Origin of the sequence: Micromonospora sp. SD12 (assembly GCF_052068495.1) — a bacterium.
GTDB lineage: Bacteria > Actinomycetota > Actinomycetes > Mycobacteriales > Micromonosporaceae > Micromonospora > Micromonospora echinofusca.
Map to the genome: position 1 here is coordinate 26,183 of NZ_JBQHDF010000001.1, position 23,620 is coordinate 49,802.

The following is a 23,620-nucleotide window of genomic DNA, read 5'->3' on the forward strand; positions in this document are numbered from 1 at the left end:
TGCCGCTCCGGTTGCTCCAGGTGAGCAGATTTTTCTGCCGTCACCCGGGTGCGTGCAACACTGGTGGGTCGGCCTGGGCGGGTCAGTCGCCTCCCGGACAGCCGGCGACCCGAGGCGGAGGAGAGGCACTGGCGTGAGCGGTGGACCCCTGATCGTGCAGTCGGACAAGACCCTGCTGCTGGAGATCGACCACCCCGACGCGCAGGCGTGCCGGATGGCCATCGCGCCCTTCGCCGAGCTGGAGCGCTCCCCCGAGCACGTGCACACCTACCGGCTGACCCCGCTCGGGCTGTGGAACGCGCGCGCCGCCGGCCACGACGCCGAGGGCGTGGTCGACTCCCTGATCAAGTACTCGCGCTACCCGGTGCCGCACGCGCTGCTGGTCGACGTGGCGGAGACGATGGACCGGTACGGCCGCCTCCAACTCGCCAACGACCCGGCGCACGGTCTCGTGCTGCGGGCGCTGGACCGGCTGGTGCTGATCGAGGTCGCGAAGAGCAAGAAGCTCGCCGGGATGCTCGGCGCGAAGCTCGACGACGACACGATCGCCGTGCACCCGTCGGAGCGCGGCCGGCTCAAGCAGGCACTGCTCAAGCTGGGCTGGCCGGCGGAGGACCTGGCCGGCTACGTCGACGGCGAGGCGCACCCCATCGAGCTGGCCGAGGCCGGCAAGGACGGCGGCAAGCCGTGGACGCTGCGGTCGTACCAGCGGGAGGCCGTGGAGGCGTTCTGGGCCGGCGGGTCGGGCGTCGTGGTGCTGCCGTGCGGCGCCGGCAAGACGCTGGTCGGGGCGGCGGCGATGGCCGAGGCGAAGGCGACCACGCTGATCCTCGTCACGAACACGGTCGCCGGCCGGCAGTGGAAGCGCGAGCTGATCGCGCGCACGTCGCTGACCGAGGAGGAGATCGGCGAGTACTCGGGCGAGCGCAAGGAGATCCGCCCGGTCACCATCGCCACGTACCAGGTGCTCACCTCGCGCAAGAAGGGCGCGTTCACCCACCTGGACCTGTTCGGGGCCCGCGACTGGGGCCTGGTCGTCTACGACGAGGTGCACCTGCTGCCCGCGCCGATCTTCCGCTTCACCGCGGACCTCCAGGCCCGCCGCCGGCTGGGCCTCACGGCGACTCTGGTACGCGAGGACGGCCGCGAGGGCGACGTGTTCAGCCTGATCGGCCCGAAGCGGTACGACGCGCCCTGGAAGGACATCGAGCAGCAGGGCTGGATCGCCCCGGCCCAGTGCACCGAGGTACGCGTGACCCTCACCGACGCGGAGCGCATGTCGTACGCGACGGCGGAGGCCGAGGAGCGCTACCGGATGGCGGCGACCGCCCGCACGAAGCTGCCCGTGGTGAAGGCGCTGGTGGACCGGCACCCGGACGAGCAGGTGCTGGTGATCGGCGGCTACATCGACCAGTTGCACCAGCTCGGCGAGTACCTGGACGCGCCGATCGTGCAGGGCTCGACCACCAACAAGGAGCGGGAGCGGCTCTTCGACGCGTTCCGCTCCGGCGAGGTGCGGACGCTGGTCATCTCGAAGGTCGGCAACTTCTCCATCGACCTGCCCGAGGCGGCCGTGGCGATCCAGGTGTCGGGCACCTTCGGGTCACGGCAGGAGGAGGCGCAGCGGCTGGGCCGGGTGCTGCGGCCCAAGGCCGACGGCCGCCAGGCGCACTTCTACACCGTCGTCTCCCGGGACACCATCGACACCGAGTACGCGGCCCACCGGCAGCGCTTCCTCGCCGAGCAGGGGTACGCGTACACGATCGTGGACGCGGACGACGTGCTCGGCCCGAGGCTCCCCACGGTCGACTGAGCTCGGGCGTTCCCGATGTCCCTCACGCTCGCTGTAGACCTGATGTCGTAGACGACTCAGCCGTGGGTGCCTCCAGCCGGACCCGGTCGTCGCGCGCTGGCCGGAGGTGCTCCGACTGCGGGTCGTAGCAGACAAGTCCGTGCTCGGCGGCCCGCCCGGCGGGAACGGGACCTCAGGGGCCGAGCGGCGGCTCCGGCCCGCGAGCGGCTCATCCCGGCGGGGTCGGCATCTCCTCGGGTCCTTTCGCCGCCCGACGTGCGTCGGCGATCGCGATGCCCAGCAGGACGAGGGAGGCGGTGGCCGCGGCGGCCAGCGGTGTGGTGAACACCAGTGGCAGCGAGAGCGCCAGCAGCAATACGATGCCGACGATCCTGCGGGTGGAGACGCGATCGAACACGATACGTTCCAGTCGGATCCGCCCGAGGAGGAAGAGCGCCGGGCCACCGAGGATCGTCATCAGCCAGACAGGGAGCTGCCTGGCGTCGGGCCGTTCCTGCACGACCTCGTGGCCGATGGCGACCGTGAGGATCCCGATGACCATGACCATGTGGGCGGCACCGGTCCGTCGGCCGAGGCCCTCCCGGTTCCTCGCCATGGTGACCGCCTCGGCGAGGACCTGCCCGGAGCGGTAGAAGTAGATCCGCCAGAGCAGGATCGTGGTGATGAAGGCCACCACGAGCCCCAACGTGTTGGCGACGCCGGCGGGCCGAACCGTGTAGGTGCTCCCCACCGACAGCACGCTCTCCCCCAGCGCGATCAACAGGAGCTGCTGGTAACGCTCGGCCAGGTGGTGGCCGCCGTGCATGGCCCAGGCACTGATCGACCGGTGCCTGATGCGGGGAACGAGCCATCCGACCCGGGCGCCGAGGAAGTCGAGGGTGATGGCCAACGACCACAGCAGGACCCGGCCCTCGTCCTGCGCGATCCCCCCGACCACCCACAGCACGCCCGAGACGCAGGACCACGCCGCCATCCGAAGGTAGAGAACCTGGAGTGGGACGCGTCCGCGCACCAGCGCCGCCAGGATCAGCGGTCGACCGATCTGGAGCAGGACGTAGGGCAGGGCGAAGACCAGACCACGACCGATGAACGCATCCTGTAGCGACGTCGTCATGAGCAGCAGACCGAAGGCGCTGACCAGCACCATCACCTGGATCCCCTGGTGGCGCGGATTGAAGCGGCTGGTGATGTGCGCGGTCGTGGTCCACAGCCACAGCAGTGGCAACGCCAGCACGAGGGCGTAGAGCAGCGACGCCCAGCGGATCACGAGGGCATCGCTGAGCAGGTCCGGTGTCACCCGGTCGACGACACCTTTCAGGGCGAAGACCAGCACCAGATCGAAGAACAACTCCAGGAAGTTGGCCTGCCGGGACTGCCCCGGCCCCCGCAGCAGGTTTCCGGTCTCCGGGCCGCCGTTCCCGCGTTCCGCGCTCGTCATCGTGCGCGGCGATCTGCCCGCGGCCGTGCCGTCGTCCGCCACGCCGCACCGATCACGGACAGCGCTGGCGACCCGGACGGGTGACCCGGCGGGCTCAGGGCCGGGCCGGCGTCTCCGTGCGGGGCGGCAGGCAGCCGCTGGCCCACGACGTCTCCCTCAGGTCGACCTCGACAACGACGAGCCGCCCCCGGGGCACTCGCCCGTCGTGACGTACGGGGCATTCCGAAGGCTCCGGCGGGCACGCTTTCCCCTGCCGGCCGGCCCGGCGACATACCCGCCGAGCTTTCGCATACACCTGCCGCACCGGGTCGCCCCGGGGGCACGGCGACGACTCCCGCCTGTCCGCCCGGTGCCGTCAGTCGAGCGTGAGCCGCAGGTCGGCCTCGTCCCAGCCGTCCGACGCGCACCAGCCCTGCAACCGGCAGCGGTGCGTCCGGCACCCCTCGACCGCCTGCGCGTACGCCTGCTCCTCGGTGACCGGGATGTCGGCCCGGGTCAGGTCCTTCAGCCCCGGCGCCACCACCGGATCGTCGGCGGCGACGATGAAGGGGCCGTCGAGCGTGCGTACGAGTTGGTGCAGTGCCCGGTTCAACGGCTCCACCGCGCCGGCGTCCGGCCGGTGGCGGGGATCGACACCGCCGCGCAACAGCAGCAGCGCCCCGTCGAGCACGGTCACCGCCGCCGAAGCGGACTTCCCGCAGCTGTCGGCATGGAAGAAGTGCAGCACGGGAAACGCCAGATGCCGTTCACCCAGCCGGACGAGTTCCGGGGTCAGGCTGGTGAGGTGCTGGGTGAACATGGGGGAGAACTCCCCGTCGGCCCAGCCACGACGGACGATGTCGACCGGGTCGGCGCCCAGGGCGGCGATGTGACCGGCGATCGTGCGCTTGTCGACCACGGCGGACACCACCTGCATGAGGTATGTGATGCCCAGGGTGATCAGGAACAGACCGGTCAGCACGGCGCCGGTCGTTGCGAGCTGGGAACCTGTGGTTCCCGGGGTGTAGTCGCCGACGCCGAGCGTGAAGATCGAGAACCCGGTGAAGTAGAACCTGGACCAGCCGTCGGCGGGGCGGCCGAACTGGTCGAGCACCGCGTCCGGGACGGCGCTGAAGACCAGGAACCAGCCGAGCCAGAGCCCGGCGACCCAGGCCCCGAAGGTACCCATCAGCACGCTGGTGCCGGCCCAGCGCAGCAGTCGGTGCCGTCGAAGGCCACGACCGGCAAGCCGGCGGGTCAGCCACCACATCCCCTGCGACACGCGCCGGGTGACCGGCCCCGCCCCGCCCGCCAGCGACAGGGTCGTCAGCGCCACGTCCACGAGGACGATTCCCACCACCAGGACGCCGACCAGTACCGACAACACACTCACCGCTCCGCCCCCCACCACAACTAGCGCCCGCCCGACCCCAGGTCGCCGCATTCGCTCAGGCCAACCGCTCCAACCTCAGGCCTTCCACGTGCCTGCGCAACTCGGACCGGGGCCGTGGCCAGGCCGGCAGGCCGTGGAGTCGCCGCGTGCGGCTGGACCGCACAACAGCAACCACGTTGCTGCGATCACCGTCAGAACCAGAGCGAGACCGGCGACGACCTCCGTCACGACAGCCCAGGCCGGAAACGGGCCACCGTCGTTCGGGACGCTCACGAGAAAGCCGCCATATGCCGACCGGACGAGGATCGGACCGGTCCACAGATGAAGCAGGGCGCGGCCGGGCCTGACCCGATGACGAACCAGCAGCCCACCGGCGGCGAACAGAACGGCCGCGCCTGTCATCGAGGTGACCACCAGCATCAGCAGCAGGACGACATCCATTCCGCCGCCGTACATCGCCTCCGCGTCAAGCGCGTCACGAAGGACGATGCGGGCTCCGCTTGCTGATTGCGCAAGACCCAACGCGCCACCGGCGAACAGCCAGAGGGAAGGACGCACGGGGCACGATAACAAGCTGGACCGGGGGCGAATCGCGTCCATGACTGCACGAACGGGAGCTTCTCCGGCCGACCATCACGCCCCGGCCTGCGCGGCGTCCGCCGTGACCCCCGTGGCGCTGACGATCCCCGACCGCGACCGGTGGCCCGAGCGGCGTAGCGACGTCACCCGCCCCTGCCGGTACCGACTCACCGGCTCAGGACGATCTCCCTCTCCATATGGGACAGCTTCTCGGGATTGCGTACGGCGTAGATCCCGGTGATGAGGCCGCCGTCGATGCGCACGGCCAGGACCGTGTCCATCTCGCCCCCGAGTTGGACGATCAGCGCCGGGTGGCCGTTGACCTGTGCCGGCCGCCACGACGTGCTGCCCGCGACCCTGCCCCACCCGCCGGCCAGCAGGCGGGCCACCTTGTCGGCTCCGAGGATGGGCCGCGGGACTGCCTGCTTGACGCCGCCACCGTCACCGAGCAGGACCACGTCCGGCGCGAGGATGTCGAGCAGGCCCTGCAGGTCGCCGGTCTCGACCGCCCGCTGGAACGCGTCGAGCGCGTACCGGGTCTCGGCGGCGGAAACGACCCGGCGGGGCCGGCGCGCCGCGACGTGTGCCCGTGCCCGGTGGGCGATCTGACGGACAGCGGCGGGATTCTTGTCGACGGCTTCGGCGATCTCGTCGTACCCGAGGTCGAACACCTCGCGCAGCACGAACACCGCCCGTTCGGTCGGTGCCAGCGTCTCCAGCACCAGCAGCATCGCCATCGAGACGCTGTCGGCCAGCGCGACGTCCTCGGCGACGTCCGGAGCGGTGAGCAGCGGCTCGGGCAGCCAGGGGCCAACGTAGGACTCCCTGCGGCGGCTGAGCGTACGCAGTCGGACGAGTGCCTGGCGGGTGGTGATCCGGACCAGGTACGCGCGCCGGTCCCGGACCGTGCCCAGGTCGACGCCCGCCCACCGCAGCCAGGTCTCCTGCAGGACGTCCTCCGCGTCGGCGGCCGAGCCGAGCATCTCGTACGCGACGGTGAACAGCAGGTTGCGGTGGGCGAGGAACGCCTCGGTGGCCGGGTCCGGGCGATCGTCGGCGGCGGTCTGCGGCGTACCCACCATGGGTGGCTCCTGTTCCCTCGCGACTGCGTCACCCATCAGATGCCGGACCCGGCCGTGCTGTGACACCTCCGGCTGTGGCAGTCGTCACCCCGGCCGCGCCGTCACACGGCGCTGCACGCCGGCATCTCGTGTTCGTCCAACCGAACCCCAGGAGTGAAGGACGGAAGCATGGACGCCCGATTCAACTTGTTCGACAACGAGGTCGCCGGGAAGTTCGCCAAGCGGTTCGCGAACGCCGGCCTGGTGATCCAGCAGTCGCCGCTGCCCAAGGCCACGCAGGAGCTGGTGTCGCTGCGGGCCAGCCAGATCAACGGCTGCGGCTGGTGCATCGACATGCACACCAAGGAGGCCGCAGCGGCCGGCGAGAGCGCGGTCCGGCTCAACCTGGTCGCCGCCTGGCGCGAGTCGACCGTCTTCACCGAGGCCGAGCAGGCCGCGCTGGCGCTCGCCGAGGAGGGCACCCGGCTCGCCGACGCCTACCAGGGCGTGTCCGACGAGACCTGGGCCGAGGTGCGCAAGCACTACGACGACGACCAGGTCGCCGCGCTGGTCGCGCTGGTCGCCCTGATCAACGCGGCAAATCGCCTCGCCGTGATCGTGCATCAGCGGGGCGGTTCCTACCAGCCGGGCATGTTCGCCGCCGCGTTCGACTGAATCGAGAGCCGGCCCGGCCCGGGGTCAGCCGGTCCGGGCCGACGGTGGCGGCCGGTCGACGACCGGCCGCCACCCGCGCACCGCGTCAGCCGGCGCCGCCGGCCCGGAACGCGACCCAGGCGTCGCTCATCCGGTCCGCCTGGCCCGGCGTGAACATGTTCATGCAGGAGTCCTGCGTGTAGTCCATGAAGTTGTGGATCGGGTCCAGCCCGGGTGCGGTGCAGGTGTCCGCGCCCACCGGGCAGTTGAACTGCGGTGCCGCCTCGCGCGGGGTGTCCGCGACGAAGTCGCCAGCGGCGGAGCAGCCGTGCGCGAAGGTGTGCTCCAGCATCAGCCAGTGCCCGACCTCGTGCGTCAGCGTGTCGCCGAGGGCGTACTTGCCGGCCGTGCCGCCCGGCATCGACTCGTCGAGCAAGACCACGCCGTCGATGTAGTCGCGGCCGTTGTTGTAGCCCTTCGGGAAGTACGCCCAGCCGAGCAGGCCGCCGCCGATGTTGGCCGCGTACACGTTGAGGGTCTCGGAGTCGCCGGTGTGCAGCGCCTTCTTCATGTCGCGCTCGTTCTTGCCCGGCACGACGGTGTACCAGGCGCTGTTCACCGTCCACGTCGTGTCGACGAGGTCGAACCGGAACGGCGTGTCGGAGGCGTTGGCGGCGGTGCGGCCCGCGAACGAGTCGTTGAGCACCTTCATCTGCGCCGCGATCAGGGTGTTCCACCTGGTCGTCTCGGCAGCGGTGAGCGGGTGGTCGGAGATCATGTGGAAGACCGTCGGCACGGTGACGCTGCCGTTGGCCAGGCGCGGGGCGTCCTTGATGACGCCGTAGGCGTTCGCCTCGTTCTTGGAGTACAGCTCCGGCTCCTGGGCGGTGGCGCCCTCGGCGAGCCGGGCCGCGCCGTGCCCGTGGGCGTCCGGCTCGCACTCGGCGGCACCCGGGGAGACGGGCACGGGCGCCGCCGATACCGCGCCGTAGGCGCCACCGGACGCCAGGAGCGTCGCGGCGGTGGCGGTGAGGACCGCAAGTCGGAAGATCGGTCTCCTGTGCATCGGTGCACCTTTCAGGAGGATGGGGGCGGTGCGGAGTCGACGCGGGGTTGCCACGACCAGGTCGATGACGTCGTCTTCCCGGTATGAGACCACGTCGATCGCGCATGCAACAGACCTGCGGAAAGGGCCTGCCTTCCCTGTAACGCCAGGGGGCCGGGGAGCGCTGATCGAAGGCGCGCGGGCCGTTCCGCGGGCCGCGCCGCGCCTCCTCGGGGCGTACCGGCGAGGCTCGTTTCGTCCTTTCGGACGGCTACGGTCGGCGGACCCGGTAGTAGAGGTGGGTGACCCGGTCGCCCTCGACGACCGTCGGGTCGGACAGCTCGACGGGGGCGTCGCGGACGTGGTCGAAGAACGGCACGCCGTCGCCGAGCAGCACCGGCACCAGGTTGACCCGGATCTCGTCGAGCAGCCCGGCCGCCAGGCACTGGCGGGCGATGCTGCCTCCGTTGACTCCCACCCAGCGGTCACCGGCCAGCTCGCGGGCCCGCGCGACGGCGGCCTCGATGCCCTCGGTGACGAAGGTGAAGGGCGCGCCCGGCCGGGGCCAGCCGTCCGGCACGTGGTGGGTGACGACCACGACCGGCTTGTCCATGGGGTGCCGGCCGTCCCAGCCGCCGACGAGGTCGAACAGCCGCCGGCCGACGACCAGGGCGCCGGTGTCGTCCAGGGTGTGCCGCAGGTGCCCGGCGCTCGCCTGCGAGGTGCGGAACGTCATCTCCGGCTTGGCGGTTCCGATGGCGACGTCGCCGTTGCCGTACCACTGGAAGAGCCGGTCGAAGCCGGTCTCGCCCGGGCCGGCGATGTAGCCGTCCAGCGACATGCTCGCCTCGGTGTAGACCCCGGCCACCTACAGCACCCGGGTGATCTGCTCGGCGGCGATCCGGGCGTCGAGCCGGGCCGGGTCGAGGTTGGCGCAGAGCACCACCGACGCGCCGACGGCCAGCGGCGCCAGCAGCCAGTACACGGGCTGCTCGTGCTCGGCGACGTCGACCAGCAGCCGATCGCCGGCCCGTAGGTCGAGCCGCTCGGCGACGGCCAGCGCGACGCTGCCCCACTGGCGGTAGCTCGTACCGTCGGGGCTGGCCGCGTGGGCGCTGGTCAGCGGGGCGGACGCGGGCAGCGCGTCGGTGTGCCGGCCCACCTCGGCGAGCCAGTCCCGGTATTCCTCCGGGGCGGGGGCGCGCGGGGTGACGCCGAGGCCGAGGACGAAGCGGTGCCGCGCCTCGGGCACGTCCTCCAGCCAGTCGTCGAGCCGCTCGGCGCTGACGAAGACGGCGTCGTACGGTTCGTCGGCGCCCGGCTCGACCGGCGGCAGGCCGGCGGTAGCCCGGGGCCGGAAGGACACCGCCACCCCGGCCGACCAGGCGCCCAGCAGCACGGCGGCGCTCTGCCAGTGCGCCGGGAGCAGTACGGCCGCCCGGTCGCCGACGCCCAGCCCGCAGCCCTCGCGCAGCAGCCCGGCGGCCCGCGCCGCCCAGCCGCCCAGTTCCGTGGCGGTCAGGTCGACCCGCTCACCGGTCGCGTCGTCGAGGTAGGTGAGCAGCGGCCGGTCCACCTCCGCCGCCCGCCCCCCGGCCAGCGGTTCCCGGACGAGGGCATCGGTCATGTTCATGTCGCACTCCTCGGCAGGCTGCGGCCAGCCTACTCAACCGTCGACGGGCCGGAACGGCATCGCCGCGCCGGCCCCGGGCATTGACCGGCGTTGCCACACTCGTGGCGCGGACGGTCCGCCGAGGCCCAGGGAGGCTGCGCATGCAGACGGACGAACGAGTGCCCCGGGCCCGTCGAGGCAGGACGCTGCGGGGCGCCGTGGCGCTGACCGTGCTGCTCGCCGGGGCGGCCCTGGCCCGGCCGGCGCCCGCCGCGGCGGACCCGCTGCCGGACCCCAACCCCACGGTGACCGCCACGATCTGGGCGCACTCCCCGACCACGACCGAGTACCGCATCACCGGCGGCTACAGCGCCCACTCCGGCGACGGCGACGTCGTGGTGCGGCGCACCGGCACCGGGGCGTACACGGTGGTGCTGGAGGGGGCGGCGACCAGCGGCGGGGTGGCGCACGCGGTGGCGTACGGCGGCGGGCCGGTCTTCTGCACGGTGGCGAGCTGGTACCGCAGCCCGATCGGCGCCCCCGACCTGCTGATCCAGGTGCGCTGCTTCGCCGCGACCGGCAGCCCCGTGGACAGTCGCTTCGTGGCCACCTTCACCAACGTCCGGCAGGTCGGCCAGGGCCGGCTGGCGTGGTTCGTCACCGACCAGGCGCAGCCGACCGGCGTACGCACCCTGCCCGCCGCGTACCGCTACGACTCGACCGGCGGGACGATCTCCTACGAGCGCCTCGACAAGGGCCGGTACCGGTTCCTGATGAACCCGAACCCGCCCAGCGAGGGCGGGGCGACCTTCCCGATGGCGCACGTGACCGCGCTGGGCGGCACCGCCGTGCACTGCCAGCTCGATCCGCCGGACGTGTGGGTGGTGCACTGCGCGAACGCCGCCGGCAACCCCGTGGACGCCCGCTTCGTGGTCACCTACGGCTCCCGGGTGGACCTGCTGGGCCGGGCGTTCGGGCCGCGCTTCGCCAGCGGCGTGTTCTACGGCGAGGACGTCCGCGACACCTGGATCGGCGGGGAGAGCTACAACTCGACGATCCCGGGCTTCGGCGGCGCGGCGGGCACGGTGCTCGGCACCGGCCGCTACCAGGTGCGTTTCGCCGGCACCGGGACCGGCTACGGCACCGCCTTCGTGAACTCCTTCGTGACCGGTCTCGGTCGTCCGCCGCGCGGCTACTGCGTACTGGCCGGCTGGGCTCCGTCCGGGGCCGACACCCTGGTCTCGGTCAACTGCTACGCCTGGCTGGGCGTGCCGGCCAACCTGAACGCGCGGATCTCGTACACCACCTGGCCGGCCGCCTGACGCCGCTGCCCGGCCGGCCCGCTCCCGCCGGCCTGGTGCTGTCAGGGGGCGGGCAGTTCGGGGCCGCCGTCGAGCAGCGGGGCCAGCAGGTCGCCCTGCTTCTCCACCCGCCTGAGCACCTCCCCCGCCGTGTACGGCTTCGTCGCCGGCCGCTTCCCCGCCGCGCCCGCCTCGACCTCGTCCCAGGTCAGCGGGGTGGAGACGGACGGCACGGACTGCGCCCGCAGCGAGTACGGCGACACGGTCGTCTTGGCCGCGTTGTTCTGGCTCCAGTCGATGAAGACCTTGCCCGGCCGTAGGTTCTTCGCCATCTTCGACACGATGAGCTTCGGGTGCGCCCGCTCCAGCTCCTGCGCGATCCGCTTGGCGTAGGCCGAGACGTCCTCGGCGTCCTGGGTGCCGGCGATCGGGCAGCACAGCTGCATGCCCTTCTTCCCGGACGTCTTCGGGTACGCGGAGATGCCGTCGTCGGCGAGCCGGTCGCGCATCAGCAGCGCCACCTGGCAGCACTGGCGCAGCGCCGCCGGCGGCCCGGGATCGAGGTCGACGACCATCATGTCGGGGTGCTCGCCGATCTTCCACTGGGGTGTGTGCAGTTCCAGCGCGGCCAGGTTCGCCAGCCAGACCAGGGTGGGCAGGTCGTCGGCGACCACGTAGTCGATGGTCTCGCGACCCTTGCTGGACCCGGGCGCGGGCAGCGTCTCGGTGCGTACCCAGCCGGGGGTGGCTGCCGGGGCGTTCTTCTCGAAGAACGAGCCGCCCGTGACCCCGTTGGGGAAGCGGATGCGGGTGAGCGCCCGGTCGGCGAGGTGCGGCAGGAGCACCGGGGCGATACGGGTGTAGTAGTCGATCACCTCGCCCTTGGTGAACCCGGCGTCGGGATAGAGCACCTTGTCCAGGTTGGACAGCTCCAGCGCGCGTCCCTCCACGTCCACCCGGAACCGCTCAGCCGGCATCGTCGACCTCCTCGGCGGGTTTGTCCGGCCGCAGCCGGAGCACCCGGGGGAACCGCAGTCGCCCGTCCGGGGTGCGCTGGCCGTACTTCACCTCCACCACGACCCGTGGTGTTACCCAGATCGCGCCCCGCGCATCCTCACGCGGCACGTCCCCGGCGAACGGCGACGCGCCGCTGCGCAGCGGCTCCAGCTCGCGCAGCAACTCCCGCTCGATGGCCGCGCCGATGCCGCCACCCACGCGCCCCCGGTAGGTGAGCCGGCCGTCCGGGCCCGGCACCCCGACCAGCAGGCCGCCGATCCGGCGCGCACCGGGCCGCCAGCCGCCGACCACGAAGTCGCCGGTGACCTCCAGCTTGACCTTCATCCAGTCCGGGGAGCGCGCGCCCGGCCGGTAGACCGACTCGACCCGCTTGGCCATCACCCCCTCCAGACCGTGCTCGCCGGCCGCCTCGTAGGTGGCCGGGCCGTCGCCGAAGACCGGCGACACCGCCCACCGGGCGCCGCCGAGCGCCAGGCCGTCCAGGGCCTCCCGCCGGCGGGCGTACGACCGGCCGGTCAGGTCCTCACCGTCGAGCCGGAGCAGGTCGAAGATCATGTACGTCACCGGGGCGACCGCCGCCAGCCGGGCGGCCTTGTTGCGGTCGCGCACGTGCATCCGCTCCGCCAGGGCCGTGAACGAGGGCTGGCCGGTCTCGCCGAGCAGCACCACCTCGCCGTCGAGCAGCGCGTCGCCCACCTGCTCGTGCAGGGCGGCCAGCTCGGGGTACGCGACGGTGATCTCCACGCCACTGCGGGCGTACAGGTGCTGCCGGCCACCGGAGATGTCCGCCAGCGCGCGGACCCCGTCCCACTTGAACTCGTACGCCCAGCCGGCACCCGCCGGGAGCTGCCCGGTCATCGCGAGCATCGGCTTGAGCGGCGCGCCGGGCACGTCCCGACTGTACTTGCGCACCGAAGCGCTCGCGTGGCCTTCGATCATTTGCGATCCTGGGCTGTACCGGCGAGAGGAGCACGGGGATGCGGGCCATCTGGAAGGGAGCCGTCTCGTTCGGCCTCGTCTCGATCGGGGTCAAGCTCTACTCGGCCACCGAGGAGAAGGACATCCGCTTCCACCAGGTGCACCGGGAGGACGGCGGGCGCATCCGCTACAAGCGCACCTGCCAGGTCTGCGGCGAGGAGGTCACCTACGACGACATCGCCAAGGGCTACGACATCGGCGGCGGCGAGATGGTGATCCTCACCGACGAGGACTTCGCCGAGCTGCCGCTGTCCAGCTCGCGCGCGATCGACGTGCTGGAGTTCGTCCCCGCCGAGCAGGTCGACCCGATCCTCTACAACAAGGCGTACTTCCTGGAGCCGGAGGGCACCGCCACCAAGCCGTACGTGCTGCTGCGCGACGCGCTCGCCGACTCGGAGCGGGTGGCGATCGTCAAGGTGGCGCTGCGCCAGCGGGAGCAGCTCGCCACGCTGCGGGTCCGCGAGGGCGTGCTGCTGCTCAACACCATGCTCTGGCCGGACGAGATCCGCAAACCCGACTTCGGCTTCCTCGACGAGGACCTGAAGGTCCGCCCGCCGGAGCTGGCGATGGCCAGCTCGCTGATCGACTCGATGGCCGGCGAGTTCGAGCCGGACGCCTTCACCGACGACTACCGGGCGGCATTGCAGGAGGTCATCGACGCCAAGGTGGAGGGCCGCGAGGTCGTCCAGCCGGAGGAGGTCGAGGAGGCTCCGGCCGCCGCGGTGGACCTGATGGCGGCGCTGAAGGCGTCCGTGGAGCGCGCCCGCTCCGCCCGGGGCGAGGCGCCGGCCGGCGGCGGGGAGCCGACCCCGATCTCGGCCGCCCGCTCGGCGCAGAAGAAGGCCGCCGAGAAGAAGGCGGCGAAGGCCCCGGCCAGGAAGACCGCCGAGAAGAAGGCCGCGCCGAAGAAGACCGCCGCCAAGAAGGCCGCCCCGAAGAAGGCCGCCGAGGGCGAGAAGAAGCCTGCGGCGAAGAAGGCCGCGCCGAAGAAGGCCGCCCGCAAGACCGCCTGACCCCGCCCGACCGCGTCTCCTGTCGGCCGGTGCGCGTCCGGCCGGCGCACGGCGTGCCGTCGCGGCGTCCGCACCGCCCTCCCGCGCGCCGATGTTGCCTTGACGCCGGTGGCAAGGTCTAGCGTCGGTCGGGTCGGACGAGGGAGGTCGGATGCTGATCGGTGAGCTGGCGGAACGCGCCGGCACGAGCACCCGGGCCCTGCGCTACTACGAGACACACGGCCTGGTCCGGGCGGCCCGCTCGGCCAACGGATACCGGGTCTACGACGAGGCGGAGCTGCACGTCGTACGCGAGATCCGGGCGCTGCTCGCGGTGGGCTTCGGCCTGGACGACATCCGCCCGTTCGTCGCCTGCCTGCGGGCCGGCAACGCCTCCGGTCACGTCTGCCCGGACTCGGTGGCCGTGCTGCGACGCAAGCTGGCCGAGGTCGACGCCGGCATCGACCGGCTGCACGCGGTCCGCCGGGAGCTGCGCGACCAGCTCGCCCACGCCATCACCCACCGGGAGGAAACATGCTCGAGACTGCGCCGGACGGCTCGCTGACCGTCGTCACCGACGACACCTTCGCCACCGTGGTGCTCGCCGCCGACCGCCCGGTCGTGGTCGACTTCTGGGCCGACTGGTGCCCGCCGTGCCGGGCCGTCTCCCGAAGCCTCGCCGAACTCGCCGAGGAGTTCGCCGGCCGGATGGTCGTCGCCACGATCGACACCGACGCCAACCCGGCGGCCACCCGCGCCTACTCGGTGATGTCCCTGCCCACCCTCCTGGTATTCCGCCACGGCACGGTGGTCGGCTCGATCGTCGGGTCCCGCCCCAAGCACCACCTGCGCCAGTCCCTGGCCCGGCATCTGGAGGGCTGAGCCACCGGCCGGTGTGGGCGGTCTCGCCCGCCACCGGCCACCGCGGGTACGCTCCGCCGGCCCCCGCCGCGAGAGGAACCCCATGCCGTACACCCCCGACCTGGACCGGCTGCTGACGCCCGGCGCCCGCTTCGCCGACGAGCACGCCACGTACGTCATGGAGGTGCACCCGGTGGGCGACGTCGTGCTGCCGACGGGGCGGGTGGTCGGCTGCGACCCGGTGGCCTGCCCCGAGGACGAACCGTTCACGGTCGAGGTGGCCCCCGGCCGCTACCCGGCGCGGGCGTGGGTCGCCGTGGTCCGGGGCGAGGACACCGAGGCAGACCGGCGGGTGGCCGCCCTCGAACTGGTGATCCACGACGAGCCGGCGGCCCGCTGGGAGATGGCGCTGGTCGGCGACCAGGACGTCGCGGACCTCAAGTCCGACGGCTGGTTCGGCTACGGCGTGGACACCGGCATCGGCACCCTGGCCGACCCCATCGCGCTGGCCGCCCTGGAAACGTGGGACGAGGACGCGGTGACGGACGTGTTCGTCGCGGACGAGCCGTCGGGCGGGCCGGTGCCGGGGCACGTCGTCGCGGTGCTCGACGAGACGACCGGGGCCAACGTGGTGACGGTCTGGTCCGGCTGGGGCGACGGCTGCTACGGCACCTGGATCGGGCGTACGGCCGACGGCCGGATCACCTCGTTCGTGACCGACTTCATGGTGGTGCCGGGGCCGGCGTGACCTGTGCGGTGGGAGCGGCCACCGTCGAGGCGGCGCGGTGGGCGGCCGGGCGGGTACCGTGTGCGTCGGCTTTCCCCCGGCACTCCGATGCCGGCCACCACCTTCGCAGCAGGGAGTCGACGCCGTGAGCGAGCGTACGCAGAACCGGTCCCAGAAGTCGGAGCGGCGGCTGGCCGCCCAGTTGGCCGCCCAGAAGGCGGCCGAGGCGAAGCGCCGCCGGCAGGCCTGGGCCGGCGGGCTCGCCGGGGTCGCCGTCGTCGCGGTGCTGATCACCGTCTTCGTGACGATCGGGCGCAACAGCGACGGCGACAAGGACCAGACGGCCGGCGCCCCCTCGGCGGGCCCGTCCGCCAGTGCCCCCGCCGCCGACACGCCCCCCGCCCCGCAGCTGCCGGAGGGGGCGGATCCGGCCCTGGGCAGCAAGCCGGCCGTCGCCGCCGGCAAGGGCGAGCTGAAGAAGCTCACCGTGACCCCGCTGATCAAGGGCACCGGCCCGGCGGTGCAGAAGGGCCAGACGATCACCACGAACTACGTGGGCGTCTTCTACAAGGACGGCAAGGAGTTCGACTCGTCGTGGAACGGCGGGCAGCCGGCGTCCTTCGCCATCGGCGTCGGCCAGGTCATCCCGGGCTGGGACCAGGGCCTCGTCGGGGTGACCGTCGGCAGCCGCGTCCAGCTCGACATCCCGGCCGAGCTGGCGTACGGCACGAACCCTCCCGGCGGCCGTCCGGCCGGCCCGCTGCGCTTCGTGGTGGACGTGCTCGCGGCGCAGTGACCCGTCGGTCCGCCCGTGACCGGCCCGTTGCCCCGGTCGGCCCGTGACCCGGCCCGTGCTCGCCGGGTCCGCCCGTGACCGGTCCGTTGCCCCGCGGTAGCGGCCCGGTTCGCCCGGGATGTCGCCCGTTGTTGATGCAGTAGCCCACATGGGGCTTCCGGCCCCTCACCCACTCGCAGTAGGTTCAGCGTCACCCCGGGCGGTCGGCCGTCCGGGGTGACGACCGGACGCGGAGGTGCACGTGACGGCGCTGGACGACGCGGGGCGGGCCGCCCGGGTGATGTGGACGCACTACGAGCCCGTCCACGCGATCACCTACTTCCACCCCCGCGCCCGGGCCGCCTTCGAGGCGGTCGGCCTGCGGGGCTTCTGGCGCGGCTACTTCGCCGGCCGGGCCGCGCCGCTGGGGCCCGCCGAGGCCGCGCCGGTCACGGCGGCGTTCTTCAACTTCGCCCCGCACACCGTGGCGCGGGCGCTGCCGGCCGTCTGGCGGCTGGCCACCCCGGAGGAGGCGCTGCGGGCGCGGCTCACGGGCGCGGTGCAGGCGCTGGCCGAGCTGACCTACGAGCTGCCGGAGTCGCACCTGGTCGAGGCGGCCGAGCTGCTGGAGGCCGCGGCCGCCGAGGCGGAGCCGGCCGGCCGGGTGCTGGGCGCCGCCAACGCCGCCCTGCCGCGCGGCGAGTACCCGCTGGCCCGGCTCTGGCAGGCCGCCACCACGCTGCGCGAGCAGCGCGGCGACGGGCACATCGCCGCGCTGGTCGCGGCCGACCTCGACCCGGTGGAGACGCTGGCCTGGCGGGTCGCGGTCGACATCTCGCCGCTGAACCTGCTCGGGCGCGGCTGGTCGGAGGAGCAGTGGGCCGCCGCCCGCGCCCGGCTGGCCGAGCGGGGCTGGCTGACCCCCGACGGGGAGCCGACCGAGCAGGGTCGGGCCCGGTTCCAGGCGATCGAGGACGCCACCGATGCCGCCGCCGCCCGCCCGTGGCGGACGCTGGGCCCGGAGCGTACGGGTCGGCTACGCGAACTGCTCGAACCGATCGCGCGCGCCGCGCACACCGTCATCCCCGAGGGCAATCCGATCGGCCTGCCCGCCCTGCGGACCTGACCGCCCGCCTGCGCGCTGACCGCCGCCTGCCCGCCTGCTCGCCGCCCTGCCGCCCGCTGACCGCCGCCGCCTGCCCGCTGGCCGCCGATGGGGCAGGATGGGCTCGTGGCGGATGCGGTGATCTTCGACCTGGACGGCGTGATCGTGGACTCCGAGCCGGTGTGGGAGGAGGTCCGGCGGGCGTACGTCGCGGCGCACGGCGGCACCTGGCAGCCCGACACGCAGCGCCGGCTGATGGGCATGAGCACCGGCGAGTGGGCGCGCTACCTCAGCGGTGAGCTGGGCGTCGACCGTAGCCCCGAGCAGGTCGCCACCGAGGTCGTCGAGGAGATGACCCGGCGCTACGCGCAGCGCGTACCGCTGATCGACGGGGCCGACGAGGTCGTACGCCAGCTGGCCGAACGGTGGCCGCTGGGGCTGGCCAGCTCGTCGCCGACGCGGCTGATCGCGGCGGCGCTGGCCGCGACGGGTCTGACCGGGGTGTTCGGCGCCACGCTGTCGACCGAGGAGACCGAACGGGGCAAGCCGGCGCCCGACGTCTACCTGGCGGTCGCCGAGCGGCTGGGCGTCGACCCGGCCCGCTGCGTGGCCGTGGAGGACTCGTCCAACGGCGTACGGTCGGCTGCCGCGGCCAGGATGACGGTGGTCGCGGTGCCGCACGGGACGTACCCGCTCGACCCGGACGCCGAGCGGCTGGCGGCCGTGGTGCTGGACGCCATCGGCGACCTGACCCCGCAGGCCATCGACCGCCTCGGCTAGGCGGCCCACCAGGGCCGCTCGCACACGCCAAGCCCTGACGCGCCAACCGCCAACACCAGCCCAACCCCAGGCCCAGCCCGGCGATCAGGACGCCCTGGACCCTAAAACCGCCCGTTAACGTCCATCGCGTCCTGATCACCGGTGCTCGCACTCGCACGACGCCGCCGTAGGGCGGGGTGCTCGCGTGTTCCCGCCGTGGGCGGTGGGGCTGGTGGCAGGTTGCGTGGCCCGGGCGGCGGCGTCCGGGTGTGGGGCGGCGGGTCGGCATGAGCGGGGATCCGCCGGGTACCGCAGCCGACGGCGCCCCGCCGGGGGCCGCCGGGTGAGGAGACGGGGATGAAGGCGATCGTGTACGAGCGCACCGGCGACGCCTCGGTGCTGCAACTTCTCGACCGGCCGGTGCCGGAGCCCGGCCCCGGCGAGGTCCTGGTGCGGGTGGCCGTGTCGGGGGTGAACCCGACCGACTGGAAGGCGCGCCGGCAGGGGCCGCTGCCCGACGGCTGGCAGACGCCCGGGCAGGACGGCGCGGGGGTGATCGAGGCGGTCGGGGAGGGCGTCGACCGGGACCTGATCGGCGAGCGGGTCTGGCTGTGGGAGGCCGCGTGGCAGCGGCCGTGGGGCACCGCCGCCGAGTACACGGTGGTGCCGGTGCGGCAGGCGGTGCCCCTCGGCGACGCCTCCTTCGACCTGGGGGCCTGCCTGGGCATCCCCTTCCTCACCGCGCACCGCTGCCTGACCGCCGGCGAGTACACCCCGGACCGGCTGCACGCGGGCGCGCTCAGCGACCACACGGTGCTCGTCCAGGGCGGGGCGGGCGCGGTGGGCAACGCGGCCATCCAGCTCGCCCGGTGGGCGGACGCCTGCGTGGTCGCCACGGTCAGCAGCCCGGAGAAGGCGCAGTTGGCGGCGGCGGCCGGGGCGTCCTTCGTGATCGACTACCGGCGGCAGGACGTGGTCGAGGAGGTCCGCAAGATCGCGCCCGACGGGGTGCACACGATCGTCGAGGTCTCGCCGGCACGCAACGCCGCCGTCGACGTCCAACTGCTCCGGCGCGGTGGCGCGGTCTGTGTCTACGCCGACGACGGCGGGGACGAGGTGACCCTGCCGATCCGGCCGTTGATGGCCCCGAACGCGCGGTTCCAGTTCGTGCTCGTCTACACCGAGCCGAAGGCGGCCAAGGCCCAGGCGGTGGTGGACGTGGCGGCTGCGGCGGCGCAGGGCGGGATCCGGGTGGGCGAGGACGCCGGCCTGCCGCTGCACCACCATCCGCTCTCGGCGGCCGGCGCGGCCCACCAGGCGGTGGAGAACGCGGTGGTCGGCAAGGTGCTGATCACGACCAGCGAGAGCGGGTGACGCCCAGCCTCACCGAAAGCCTTCTGAGCTGGGCAAATTTCCCCATAGTGGGCACAGAGGCGAACAAGTTTCGCAACAATGACGGTGCGGGTCACCCGCATGGAGCGGGCGGCCCCGGCGCGGTGCGAACGCCGGGGCCGCCCCTGGGGAGGGATTTCAGGAGTGGTCCCTACCCCGACAGGCGACGGTGCGCCTGAGAACGTTACGGGGCGGTCAGCTCCCGGACACTCAGTTCGCCCCCGGCGTACCGGGAACGGACGACCTTCTTGTCGAACTTGCCGACGCTGGTCTTCGGCACCGCGTCGATGACGGCCCAGCGCTCCGGCAACTGCCAGCGGGCCACCGACCCGGCCAGGAACTCCCGCAGCTCCTCGGCCGTCGCCGACGCCCCCTCGCGGAGCACCACCGTGGCCAGCGGCCGCTCACCCCAGCGCTCGTCGGGCACCCCCACCACGCAGGCCTCCAGCACCGCCGGGTGGGCCATCAGGGCGTTCTCCAGCTCGACCGAGGAGATCCACTCGCCGCCGGACTTGATGACGTCCTTCGCCCGGTCCGTGAGCGTGATGTAGCCGTCCGGCGAGAGGGTGCCGACGTCTCCCGTACGCAGCCAGCCGTCGCGGAACTTCTCCTCGTCGGGCACGTCGTCGCCGACGTACCGGGCGGTCACCCACGGCCCGCGTACCTCCAGCTCGCCGACGGCCGTCCCGTCGGCGGGCAGCGGCTCGCCCAGCGGGCCGACGATGCGGGCCTCGACCCCGGCCGGCACGCGGCCCTGCGTGTAGCGGTAGCGCCAGGCGTCCTCGCCGGTCGCGCCGGCCGGCGGCCGGGAGACCGAGCCCAGGGGGGACATCTCGGTCATCCCCCAGGCGTGGATGACGTCGATGCCGTGCCGGTCGGCGAACGCGTGCATCAGTGCCGGCGGGCAGGCCGAGCCGCCGACGATGACCTCCCGCAGCGAGGAGCTGTCCACGTCGTGGGCGTCCAGGTGGGCCAGCAGGTCGTTCCAGATCGTCGGCACCGCGCCGGCCAGGGTGGGCCGCTCCCCGGCGATCATCTCCGCGATCGGCCCGGCCTGGAGGAACCGGTCCGGCATGATCAGCGACGCCCCGGAGAGGAAGGCCGCGTACGGCAGGCCCCAGGACATCGCGTGGAACATCGGCACGATGGCCAGCTCGCGGTCGGTCGGCCCGAGGCCGAACCCCTCCGGCATGCAGACCTGGAGCGAGTGCAGGTAGATCGAGCGGTGCGAGTAGGCGACGCCCTTCGGGTTGCCGGTGGTCCCCGAGGTGTAGCAGAGGGCGGCGGCGTCGCGCTCGTCCACTTCGGGCCAGTCGAAGACGTCGGGGCGGTCGGCGAGCAGCGCGTCCCAGTGGTGCACCGCGATCCGGTCACCGGCCGCCGCCGTGAGCGGGGCCGGGTCGCCACCGCTGACCACCACCACGTGCCGCACCGTCGTCATCTCGCCGATGACCCGGGCCAGCAGCGGGATGAGCGTCGAGTCGACCAGCACCACCCGGTCCTCGGCGTGGTTGGCGATGTAGGCGACCTGATCCGGGAAGAGCCGGATGTTGAGGGTGTGCAGCACCGCGCCCATGCTGGGCACCGCGAAGTACGCCACCAGGTGCTCCGCGTTGTTCCACATGAAGGTGGCGACCCGCTCGTCGCCGGTGACGCCGCACTCCGCGCGTAGCGCGTGGGCCAGCCGGGCCGCCGTGCGCCCGACCTCGGCGTACGTCATCCGGCGCGGCTCGGCGCCCGTCCAGGTGACCACCTCCGCCGTGCCGTGCACGGTGGCGCCGTGGCCGAGGATCCGGGAAACCTGGAGGGGAGCGTCCATCATCGTGCTACGCATGGGTAACAAAGTAGTGTCGGCGGTCACAGGTTGGGAACCCTGGAATGCCGGTCGACCCCGAACCGGCCCCGTAAATTGTCCGGGTGAGCATCTCCTGGGCCGATTCGTACGTGGGACAACTACGCGCGCTCGCCGGTGACCGGACGCTGATGTTCGTCGGCGCCCGCGCCGTGGTCCGCGACAACGCGGGACGCCTCCTGCTGATCCAGCGCTCCGACAACGGCCAGTGGGCCATGCCCGCCGGTGCGATGGAGCTGGGCGAGTCGATCGCCGACTGCGCCGTCCGCGAGGTACGCGAGGAGACCGGGCTGCGCGCGCTGCGCGTCAGCGCCTTCGCCCTCTACACGGGCCCGGACCGCACCCACACCAACATGTACGGCCACACGTACCAGATCTTCACGACCGCGTTCCGCGTCGACGAGTGGGACGGCGAGCTGGCCCGGATCACGGACGAGACGATCGACGCGGGCTTCTTCCACCGGGCGCAGCTGCCGGCCCCGCTCTCCGCCAGCGTCGCCGAGACCCTCGCCGACCTGGACGTCTTCGAGCAGACCAACCGGCTGATCCTCAAGTAGGGCCGACCCGGCCAGCCTGGGACGCGGGCCGGTGCGCCCGGTCAGAGCATCGTCTGGCTCTTCGCCTCCATCTCGGCGGCGGCCTCCTGCTTCGACTCCTTGGTCAGCGGCTTGCCGCCGGGTGCCGGTCCCTCGCCGCCCAGGCCGTCCGTGCCGCCCGTGGCGCCGTCCGGGCCCGCGCCGCGCAGCTTGTCGTTCGGCAGCGCCAGGGTGACCAGCACCGCCACGATCGCGATCAGGCCGGTGGTCAGGAAGACCAGATGCAGCGACTCGACGAACGCCGCCTGGACGGCCTCGCGCACCGGCGCCGGGAGCGCCAGGATGGTCGCCGGGTCGTTCACCGAGACGTCCGCCCCGCCGCTCGCCGCCACGGCGGCCTGCTGCTGCGGCGGCAGTTGGGCGATCGCGCCCGGCATCCGGTCGGCGAGTTCCGAGGTGAGCCGCGACGACAGCACCGCGCCGAGGATGGCGACGCCGAACGAGCCGCCCAGCGACCGGAAGAACGTCGCCGACGAGGTGCCGGCGCCCAGGTCCCGCATCGACACGGCGTTCTGCACGGCCAGGATCAGCGACTGCATGCAGAGCCCCAGCCCGACGCCGATCACGACCATGTAGCCGAAGGCCAGCCAGAGCGAGGTGTCCACCTCCAGCCGGGTGAACAGCAGCATGCCGACCACCAGCACCGCCGCGCCGACCACCGGGAACCACTTGTAGCGCCCGATGCGGCTCATCGCCCGGCCCGTCAGCACCGAGGTGACGATGATGCCGGCCATCATCGGCAGCATCAGCAGGCCGCTGCGGGTCGGCGAGGCGCCCCGCACGATCTGGAGATAGAGCGGGATGAAGATGATCGAGCCGAACATCACCAGGCCGAGCACGAAGCCGGCCGAGTTGGCCAGCGCGAACGTGGCGCTGCGGAACAGCCGCAGCGGCAGGATCGGCTCGGCCACCCGCGCCTCCTGGAGCACGAAGAGCACGCCGAGCACCGCGCCCGCCACGAAGAGGCCGACGATCACGCCGGAGCCCCACGCGTACTCGTTGCCGCCCCAGCTCAGCGCGAGCAGCAGGCAGCTCACCCCGGCGACCAGCAGCGCCGCGCCGACCCAGTCGATCGAGTGGTCGCGCCGGGTGAACGGGATCAGCCGCAGCACCCGGGAGCACACGACGAGCGCCAGGATCCCCAGCGGCACGTTGATGTAGAAGATCCACCGCCAGTCGGTCTCGGCGAAGTAGCCGCCGACCAGCGGGCCGGCGACCGAGGAGAGGCCGAAGACCGCCCCGAACAGGCCCTGGTAGCGACCGCGCTCCCGGGGCGAAACCACGTCCGAGATGATGGTGAACGCGAGCGTCATCAGGCCGCCGGCGCCGAGGCCCTGGACCCCCCGGGTGACGATGAGCTGGGTCATGTCCTGCGACAGGCCGGCCAGCAGCGAGCCGAGCAGGAACGTGCCGATGGAGAAGAGGAAGACGGGGCGTCGCCCGTACAGGTCGGCCATCTTGCCGTAGAGCGGCGTCGAGGCCGTGGAGGCGAGCAGGTACGCGGTGACCACCCACGAGTAGTGGTTGATCCCGCCCAGCTCACCGACGATGGTCGGCAGCGCGGTGCCGACGATGGTCTGGTCGAGCGCGGCCAGCAGCATGCCGGTCATCAGGCCGAACATCAGCAGCCGGATCTGCCGCCCGCCGAGTGTCGGGGCTTGCGTGGTCATCCCGCCTCCTTTCCCCGCCCA

Annotated in this window: 22 protein-coding genes and 1 pseudogene; 12 read left to right on the plus strand and 11 right to left on the minus strand. The window is 72.8% G+C overall.

From position 1 onward, the window contains the following. Positions 1-133: 133 nt before the first annotated feature. Positions 134-1,813: a DNA repair helicase XPB gene (locus ACTMS2_RS00145; RefSeq protein WP_441173474.1), complete on the plus strand. Its 1,680-nt coding sequence runs from the start codon at positions 134-136 to the stop codon at positions 1,811-1,813. 208 nt (positions 1,814-2,021) lie between these two features. On the opposite strand, the gene ACTMS2_RS00150 is transcribed toward ACTMS2_RS00145, so the two are convergent. The 4 genes from ACTMS2_RS00150 to ACTMS2_RS00165 form a co-directional block, all read right to left on the minus strand. After that, positions 2,022-3,251, minus strand: coding sequence for a low temperature requirement protein A (locus ACTMS2_RS00150; protein WP_441173475.1), 1,230 nt, complete (start codon positions 3,249-3,251; stop codon positions 2,022-2,024). A 355-nt stretch (positions 3,252-3,606) separates the two neighbouring features. Further along, on the minus strand, positions 3,607-4,623 hold the full coding sequence (locus tag ACTMS2_RS00155) for an ion channel (RefSeq protein ID WP_441173476.1): 1,017 nt from the start codon (positions 4,621-4,623) through the stop codon (positions 3,607-3,609). Positions 4,624-4,698: 75 nt separating this feature from the next. Next, the gene (locus ACTMS2_RS00160; protein ID WP_441173477.1) at positions 4,699-5,181 is read right to left on the minus strand and encodes a hypothetical protein; all 483 of its coding nucleotides are present in this window, start codon (positions 5,179-5,181) and stop codon (positions 4,699-4,701) included. A 188-nt stretch (positions 5,182-5,369) separates the two neighbouring features. Next, positions 5,370-6,284 carry an RNA polymerase sigma-70 factor gene (locus ACTMS2_RS00165; protein WP_441173478.1) on the minus strand — a complete coding sequence of 305 codons (915 nt, stop codon included), beginning with the start codon at positions 6,282-6,284 and terminating at the stop codon, positions 5,370-5,372. 168 nt (positions 6,285-6,452) lie between these two features. Between ACTMS2_RS00165 and ACTMS2_RS00170 the strand changes: the two genes are divergently transcribed. Further along, on the plus strand, positions 6,453-6,938 hold the full coding sequence (locus ACTMS2_RS00170; protein WP_089002336.1) for a carboxymuconolactone decarboxylase family protein: 486 nt from the start codon (positions 6,453-6,455) through the stop codon (positions 6,936-6,938). A gap of 85 nt (positions 6,939-7,023) precedes the next feature. Here the strand turns inward: ACTMS2_RS00170 and ACTMS2_RS00175 are convergent, their stop codons facing one another. The 3 genes from ACTMS2_RS00175 to ACTMS2_RS00185 all read right to left on the minus strand — a co-directional run bounded on the left by ACTMS2_RS00175 (position 7,024) and on the right by ACTMS2_RS00185 (position 9,595). After that, on the minus strand, positions 7,024-7,983 hold the full coding sequence (locus tag ACTMS2_RS00175; RefSeq protein ID WP_441173479.1) for a zinc metalloprotease: 960 nt from the start codon (positions 7,981-7,983) through the stop codon (positions 7,024-7,026). Between the two features lie 250 nt (positions 7,984-8,233). Beyond that, complete coding sequence (locus ACTMS2_RS00180) at positions 8,234-8,803, minus strand: dihydrofolate reductase family protein (RefSeq protein ID WP_441174052.1); 570 nt, start codon at positions 8,801-8,803, stop codon at positions 8,234-8,236. 27 nt (positions 8,804-8,830) lie between these two features. Continuing rightward, entirely contained in the window at positions 8,831-9,595 is a 765-nt protein-coding gene (locus ACTMS2_RS00185) for a TIGR03089 family protein (protein WP_441173480.1), read from the minus strand. Positions 9,596-9,735: 140 nt separating this feature from the next. Between ACTMS2_RS00185 and ACTMS2_RS00190 the strand changes: the two genes are divergently transcribed. Continuing rightward, a complete protein-coding gene (locus ACTMS2_RS00190; protein ID WP_441173481.1) occupies positions 9,736-10,896 on the plus strand; it encodes a hypothetical protein in 1,161 nt (386 codons plus the stop codon). A 41-nt stretch (positions 10,897-10,937) separates the two neighbouring features. Here the strand turns inward: ACTMS2_RS00190 and ligD (ACTMS2_RS00195) are convergent, their stop codons facing one another. Both ligD (ACTMS2_RS00195) and ligD (ACTMS2_RS00200) read right to left on the minus strand, forming a co-directional pair. After that, a complete protein-coding gene (gene ligD / locus ACTMS2_RS00195; protein WP_441173482.1) occupies positions 10,938-11,852 on the minus strand; it encodes a non-homologous end-joining DNA ligase in 915 nt (304 codons plus the stop codon). After that, the gene (ligD, locus tag ACTMS2_RS00200; protein WP_441174053.1) at positions 11,842-12,783 is read right to left on the minus strand and encodes a non-homologous end-joining DNA ligase; all 942 of its coding nucleotides are present in this window, start codon (positions 12,781-12,783) and stop codon (positions 11,842-11,844) included. Before ligD (ACTMS2_RS00200) ends, ligD (ACTMS2_RS00195) begins: the two co-directional genes overlap by 11 nt. Positions 12,784-12,869: 86 nt before the next feature. On the opposite strand from ligD (ACTMS2_RS00200), the gene ku reads away from it, so the two are divergent. The 8 genes and pseudogenes from ku to ACTMS2_RS00240 all read left to right on the plus strand — a co-directional run bounded on the left by ku (position 12,870) and on the right by ACTMS2_RS00240 (position 19,463). Beyond that, the gene (gene ku, locus ACTMS2_RS00205; RefSeq protein WP_441173483.1) at positions 12,870-13,883 is read left to right on the plus strand and encodes a non-homologous end joining protein Ku; all 1,014 of its coding nucleotides are present in this window, start codon (positions 12,870-12,872) and stop codon (positions 13,881-13,883) included. A 151-nt stretch (positions 13,884-14,034) separates the two neighbouring features. Then, entirely contained in the window at positions 14,035-14,427 is a 393-nt protein-coding gene (locus ACTMS2_RS00210) for a MerR family transcriptional regulator (RefSeq protein ID WP_121397016.1), read from the plus strand. Continuing rightward, complete coding sequence (locus tag ACTMS2_RS00215; protein ID WP_441173485.1) at positions 14,397-14,744, plus strand: thioredoxin family protein; 348 nt, start codon at positions 14,397-14,399, stop codon at positions 14,742-14,744. Before ACTMS2_RS00210 ends, ACTMS2_RS00215 begins: the two co-directional genes overlap by 31 nt. A gap of 82 nt (positions 14,745-14,826) precedes the next feature. Beyond that, entirely contained in the window at positions 14,827-15,471 is a 645-nt protein-coding gene (locus tag ACTMS2_RS00220; protein WP_441173486.1) for a DUF4241 domain-containing protein, read from the plus strand. 87 nt (positions 15,472-15,558) lie between these two features. After that, positions 15,559-16,246 (plus strand): annotated as a pseudogene (locus ACTMS2_RS00225) (FKBP-type peptidyl-prolyl cis-trans isomerase). 280 nt (positions 16,247-16,526) lie between these two features. Next, positions 16,527-17,351: an SCO6745 family protein gene (locus tag ACTMS2_RS00230; RefSeq protein WP_441174054.1), complete on the plus strand. Its 825-nt coding sequence runs from the start codon at positions 16,527-16,529 to the stop codon at positions 17,349-17,351. Between the two features lie 105 nt (positions 17,352-17,456). Then, complete coding sequence (locus tag ACTMS2_RS00235) at positions 17,457-18,110, plus strand: HAD family hydrolase (protein ID WP_441173487.1); 654 nt, start codon at positions 17,457-17,459, stop codon at positions 18,108-18,110. Positions 18,111-18,446: 336 nt separating this feature from the next. Next, positions 18,447-19,463 carry an NADPH:quinone reductase gene (locus ACTMS2_RS00240; RefSeq protein ID WP_441173488.1) on the plus strand — a complete coding sequence of 339 codons (1,017 nt, stop codon included), beginning with the start codon at positions 18,447-18,449 and terminating at the stop codon, positions 19,461-19,463. A 202-nt stretch (positions 19,464-19,665) separates the two neighbouring features. Here ACTMS2_RS00240 and ACTMS2_RS00245 read toward each other — a convergent pair whose 3' ends face one another. After that, positions 19,666-21,300: a fatty acid--CoA ligase gene (locus ACTMS2_RS00245; protein WP_441174055.1), complete on the minus strand. Its 1,635-nt coding sequence runs from the start codon at positions 21,298-21,300 to the stop codon at positions 19,666-19,668. Between the two features lie 98 nt (positions 21,301-21,398). On the opposite strand from ACTMS2_RS00245, the gene ACTMS2_RS00250 reads away from it, so the two are divergent. Beyond that, positions 21,399-21,890 (plus strand): NUDIX domain-containing protein, encoded by a 492-nt coding sequence (locus ACTMS2_RS00250; protein ID WP_089002349.1) that lies wholly within the window; start codon positions 21,399-21,401, stop codon positions 21,888-21,890. Between the two features lie 41 nt (positions 21,891-21,931). Here the strand turns inward: ACTMS2_RS00250 and ACTMS2_RS00255 are convergent, their stop codons facing one another. Beyond that, complete coding sequence (locus ACTMS2_RS00255) at positions 21,932-23,599, minus strand: MDR family MFS transporter (protein ID WP_441173489.1); 1,668 nt, start codon at positions 23,597-23,599, stop codon at positions 21,932-21,934. Between the last annotated feature and the right edge of the window lie 21 nt (positions 23,600-23,620).

What these genes read in the sequence shown, in the direction of transcription:
- ACTMS2_RS00185 (WP_441173480.1), bottom strand. Translation starts at nt 9,595, where the DNA reads ATGAACATGACCGATGCCCTCGTCCGGGAACCGCTGGCCGGGGGGCGG.
- ACTMS2_RS00245 (WP_441174055.1), bottom strand. Translation starts at nt 21,300, where the DNA reads ATGGACGCTCCCCTCCAGGTTTCCCGGATCCTCGGCCACGGCGCCACC.
- ACTMS2_RS00165 (WP_441173478.1), bottom strand. Translation starts at nt 6,284, where the DNA reads ATGGTGGGTACGCCGCAGACCGCCGCCGACGATCGCCCGGACCCGGCC.
- ACTMS2_RS00180 (WP_441174052.1), bottom strand. Translation starts at nt 8,803, where the DNA reads ATGTCGCTGGACGGCTACATCGCCGGCCCGGGCGAGACCGGCTTCGAC.
- ACTMS2_RS00170 (WP_089002336.1), top strand. Translation starts at nt 6,453, where the DNA reads ATGGACGCCCGATTCAACTTGTTCGACAACGAGGTCGCCGGGAAGTTC.
- ACTMS2_RS00255 (WP_441173489.1), bottom strand. Translation starts at nt 23,599, where the DNA reads ATGACCACGCAAGCCCCGACACTCGGCGGGCGGCAGATCCGGCTGCTG.
- ACTMS2_RS00150 (WP_441173475.1), bottom strand. Translation starts at nt 3,251, where the DNA reads ATGACGAGCGCGGAACGCGGGAACGGCGGCCCGGAGACCGGAAACCTG.
- ACTMS2_RS00215 (WP_441173485.1), top strand. Translation starts at nt 14,397, where the DNA reads ATGCTCGAGACTGCGCCGGACGGCTCGCTGACCGTCGTCACCGACGAC.
- ligD (WP_441173482.1), bottom strand. Translation starts at nt 11,852, where the DNA reads ATGCCGGCTGAGCGGTTCCGGGTGGACGTGGAGGGACGCGCGCTGGAG.
- ACTMS2_RS00190 (WP_441173481.1), top strand. Translation starts at nt 9,736, where the DNA reads ATGCAGACGGACGAACGAGTGCCCCGGGCCCGTCGAGGCAGGACGCTG.
- ACTMS2_RS00220 (WP_441173486.1), top strand. Translation starts at nt 14,827, where the DNA reads ATGCCGTACACCCCCGACCTGGACCGGCTGCTGACGCCCGGCGCCCGC.
- ku (WP_441173483.1), top strand. Translation starts at nt 12,870, where the DNA reads ATGCGGGCCATCTGGAAGGGAGCCGTCTCGTTCGGCCTCGTCTCGATC.
- ACTMS2_RS00175 (WP_441173479.1), bottom strand. Translation starts at nt 7,983, where the DNA reads ATGCACAGGAGACCGATCTTCCGACTTGCGGTCCTCACCGCCACCGCC.
- ACTMS2_RS00230 (WP_441174054.1), top strand. Translation starts at nt 16,527, where the DNA reads ATGTGGACGCACTACGAGCCCGTCCACGCGATCACCTACTTCCACCCC.
- ACTMS2_RS00210 (WP_121397016.1), top strand. Translation starts at nt 14,035, where the DNA reads ATGCTGATCGGTGAGCTGGCGGAACGCGCCGGCACGAGCACCCGGGCC.
- ACTMS2_RS00240 (WP_441173488.1), top strand. Translation starts at nt 18,447, where the DNA reads ATGAAGGCGATCGTGTACGAGCGCACCGGCGACGCCTCGGTGCTGCAA.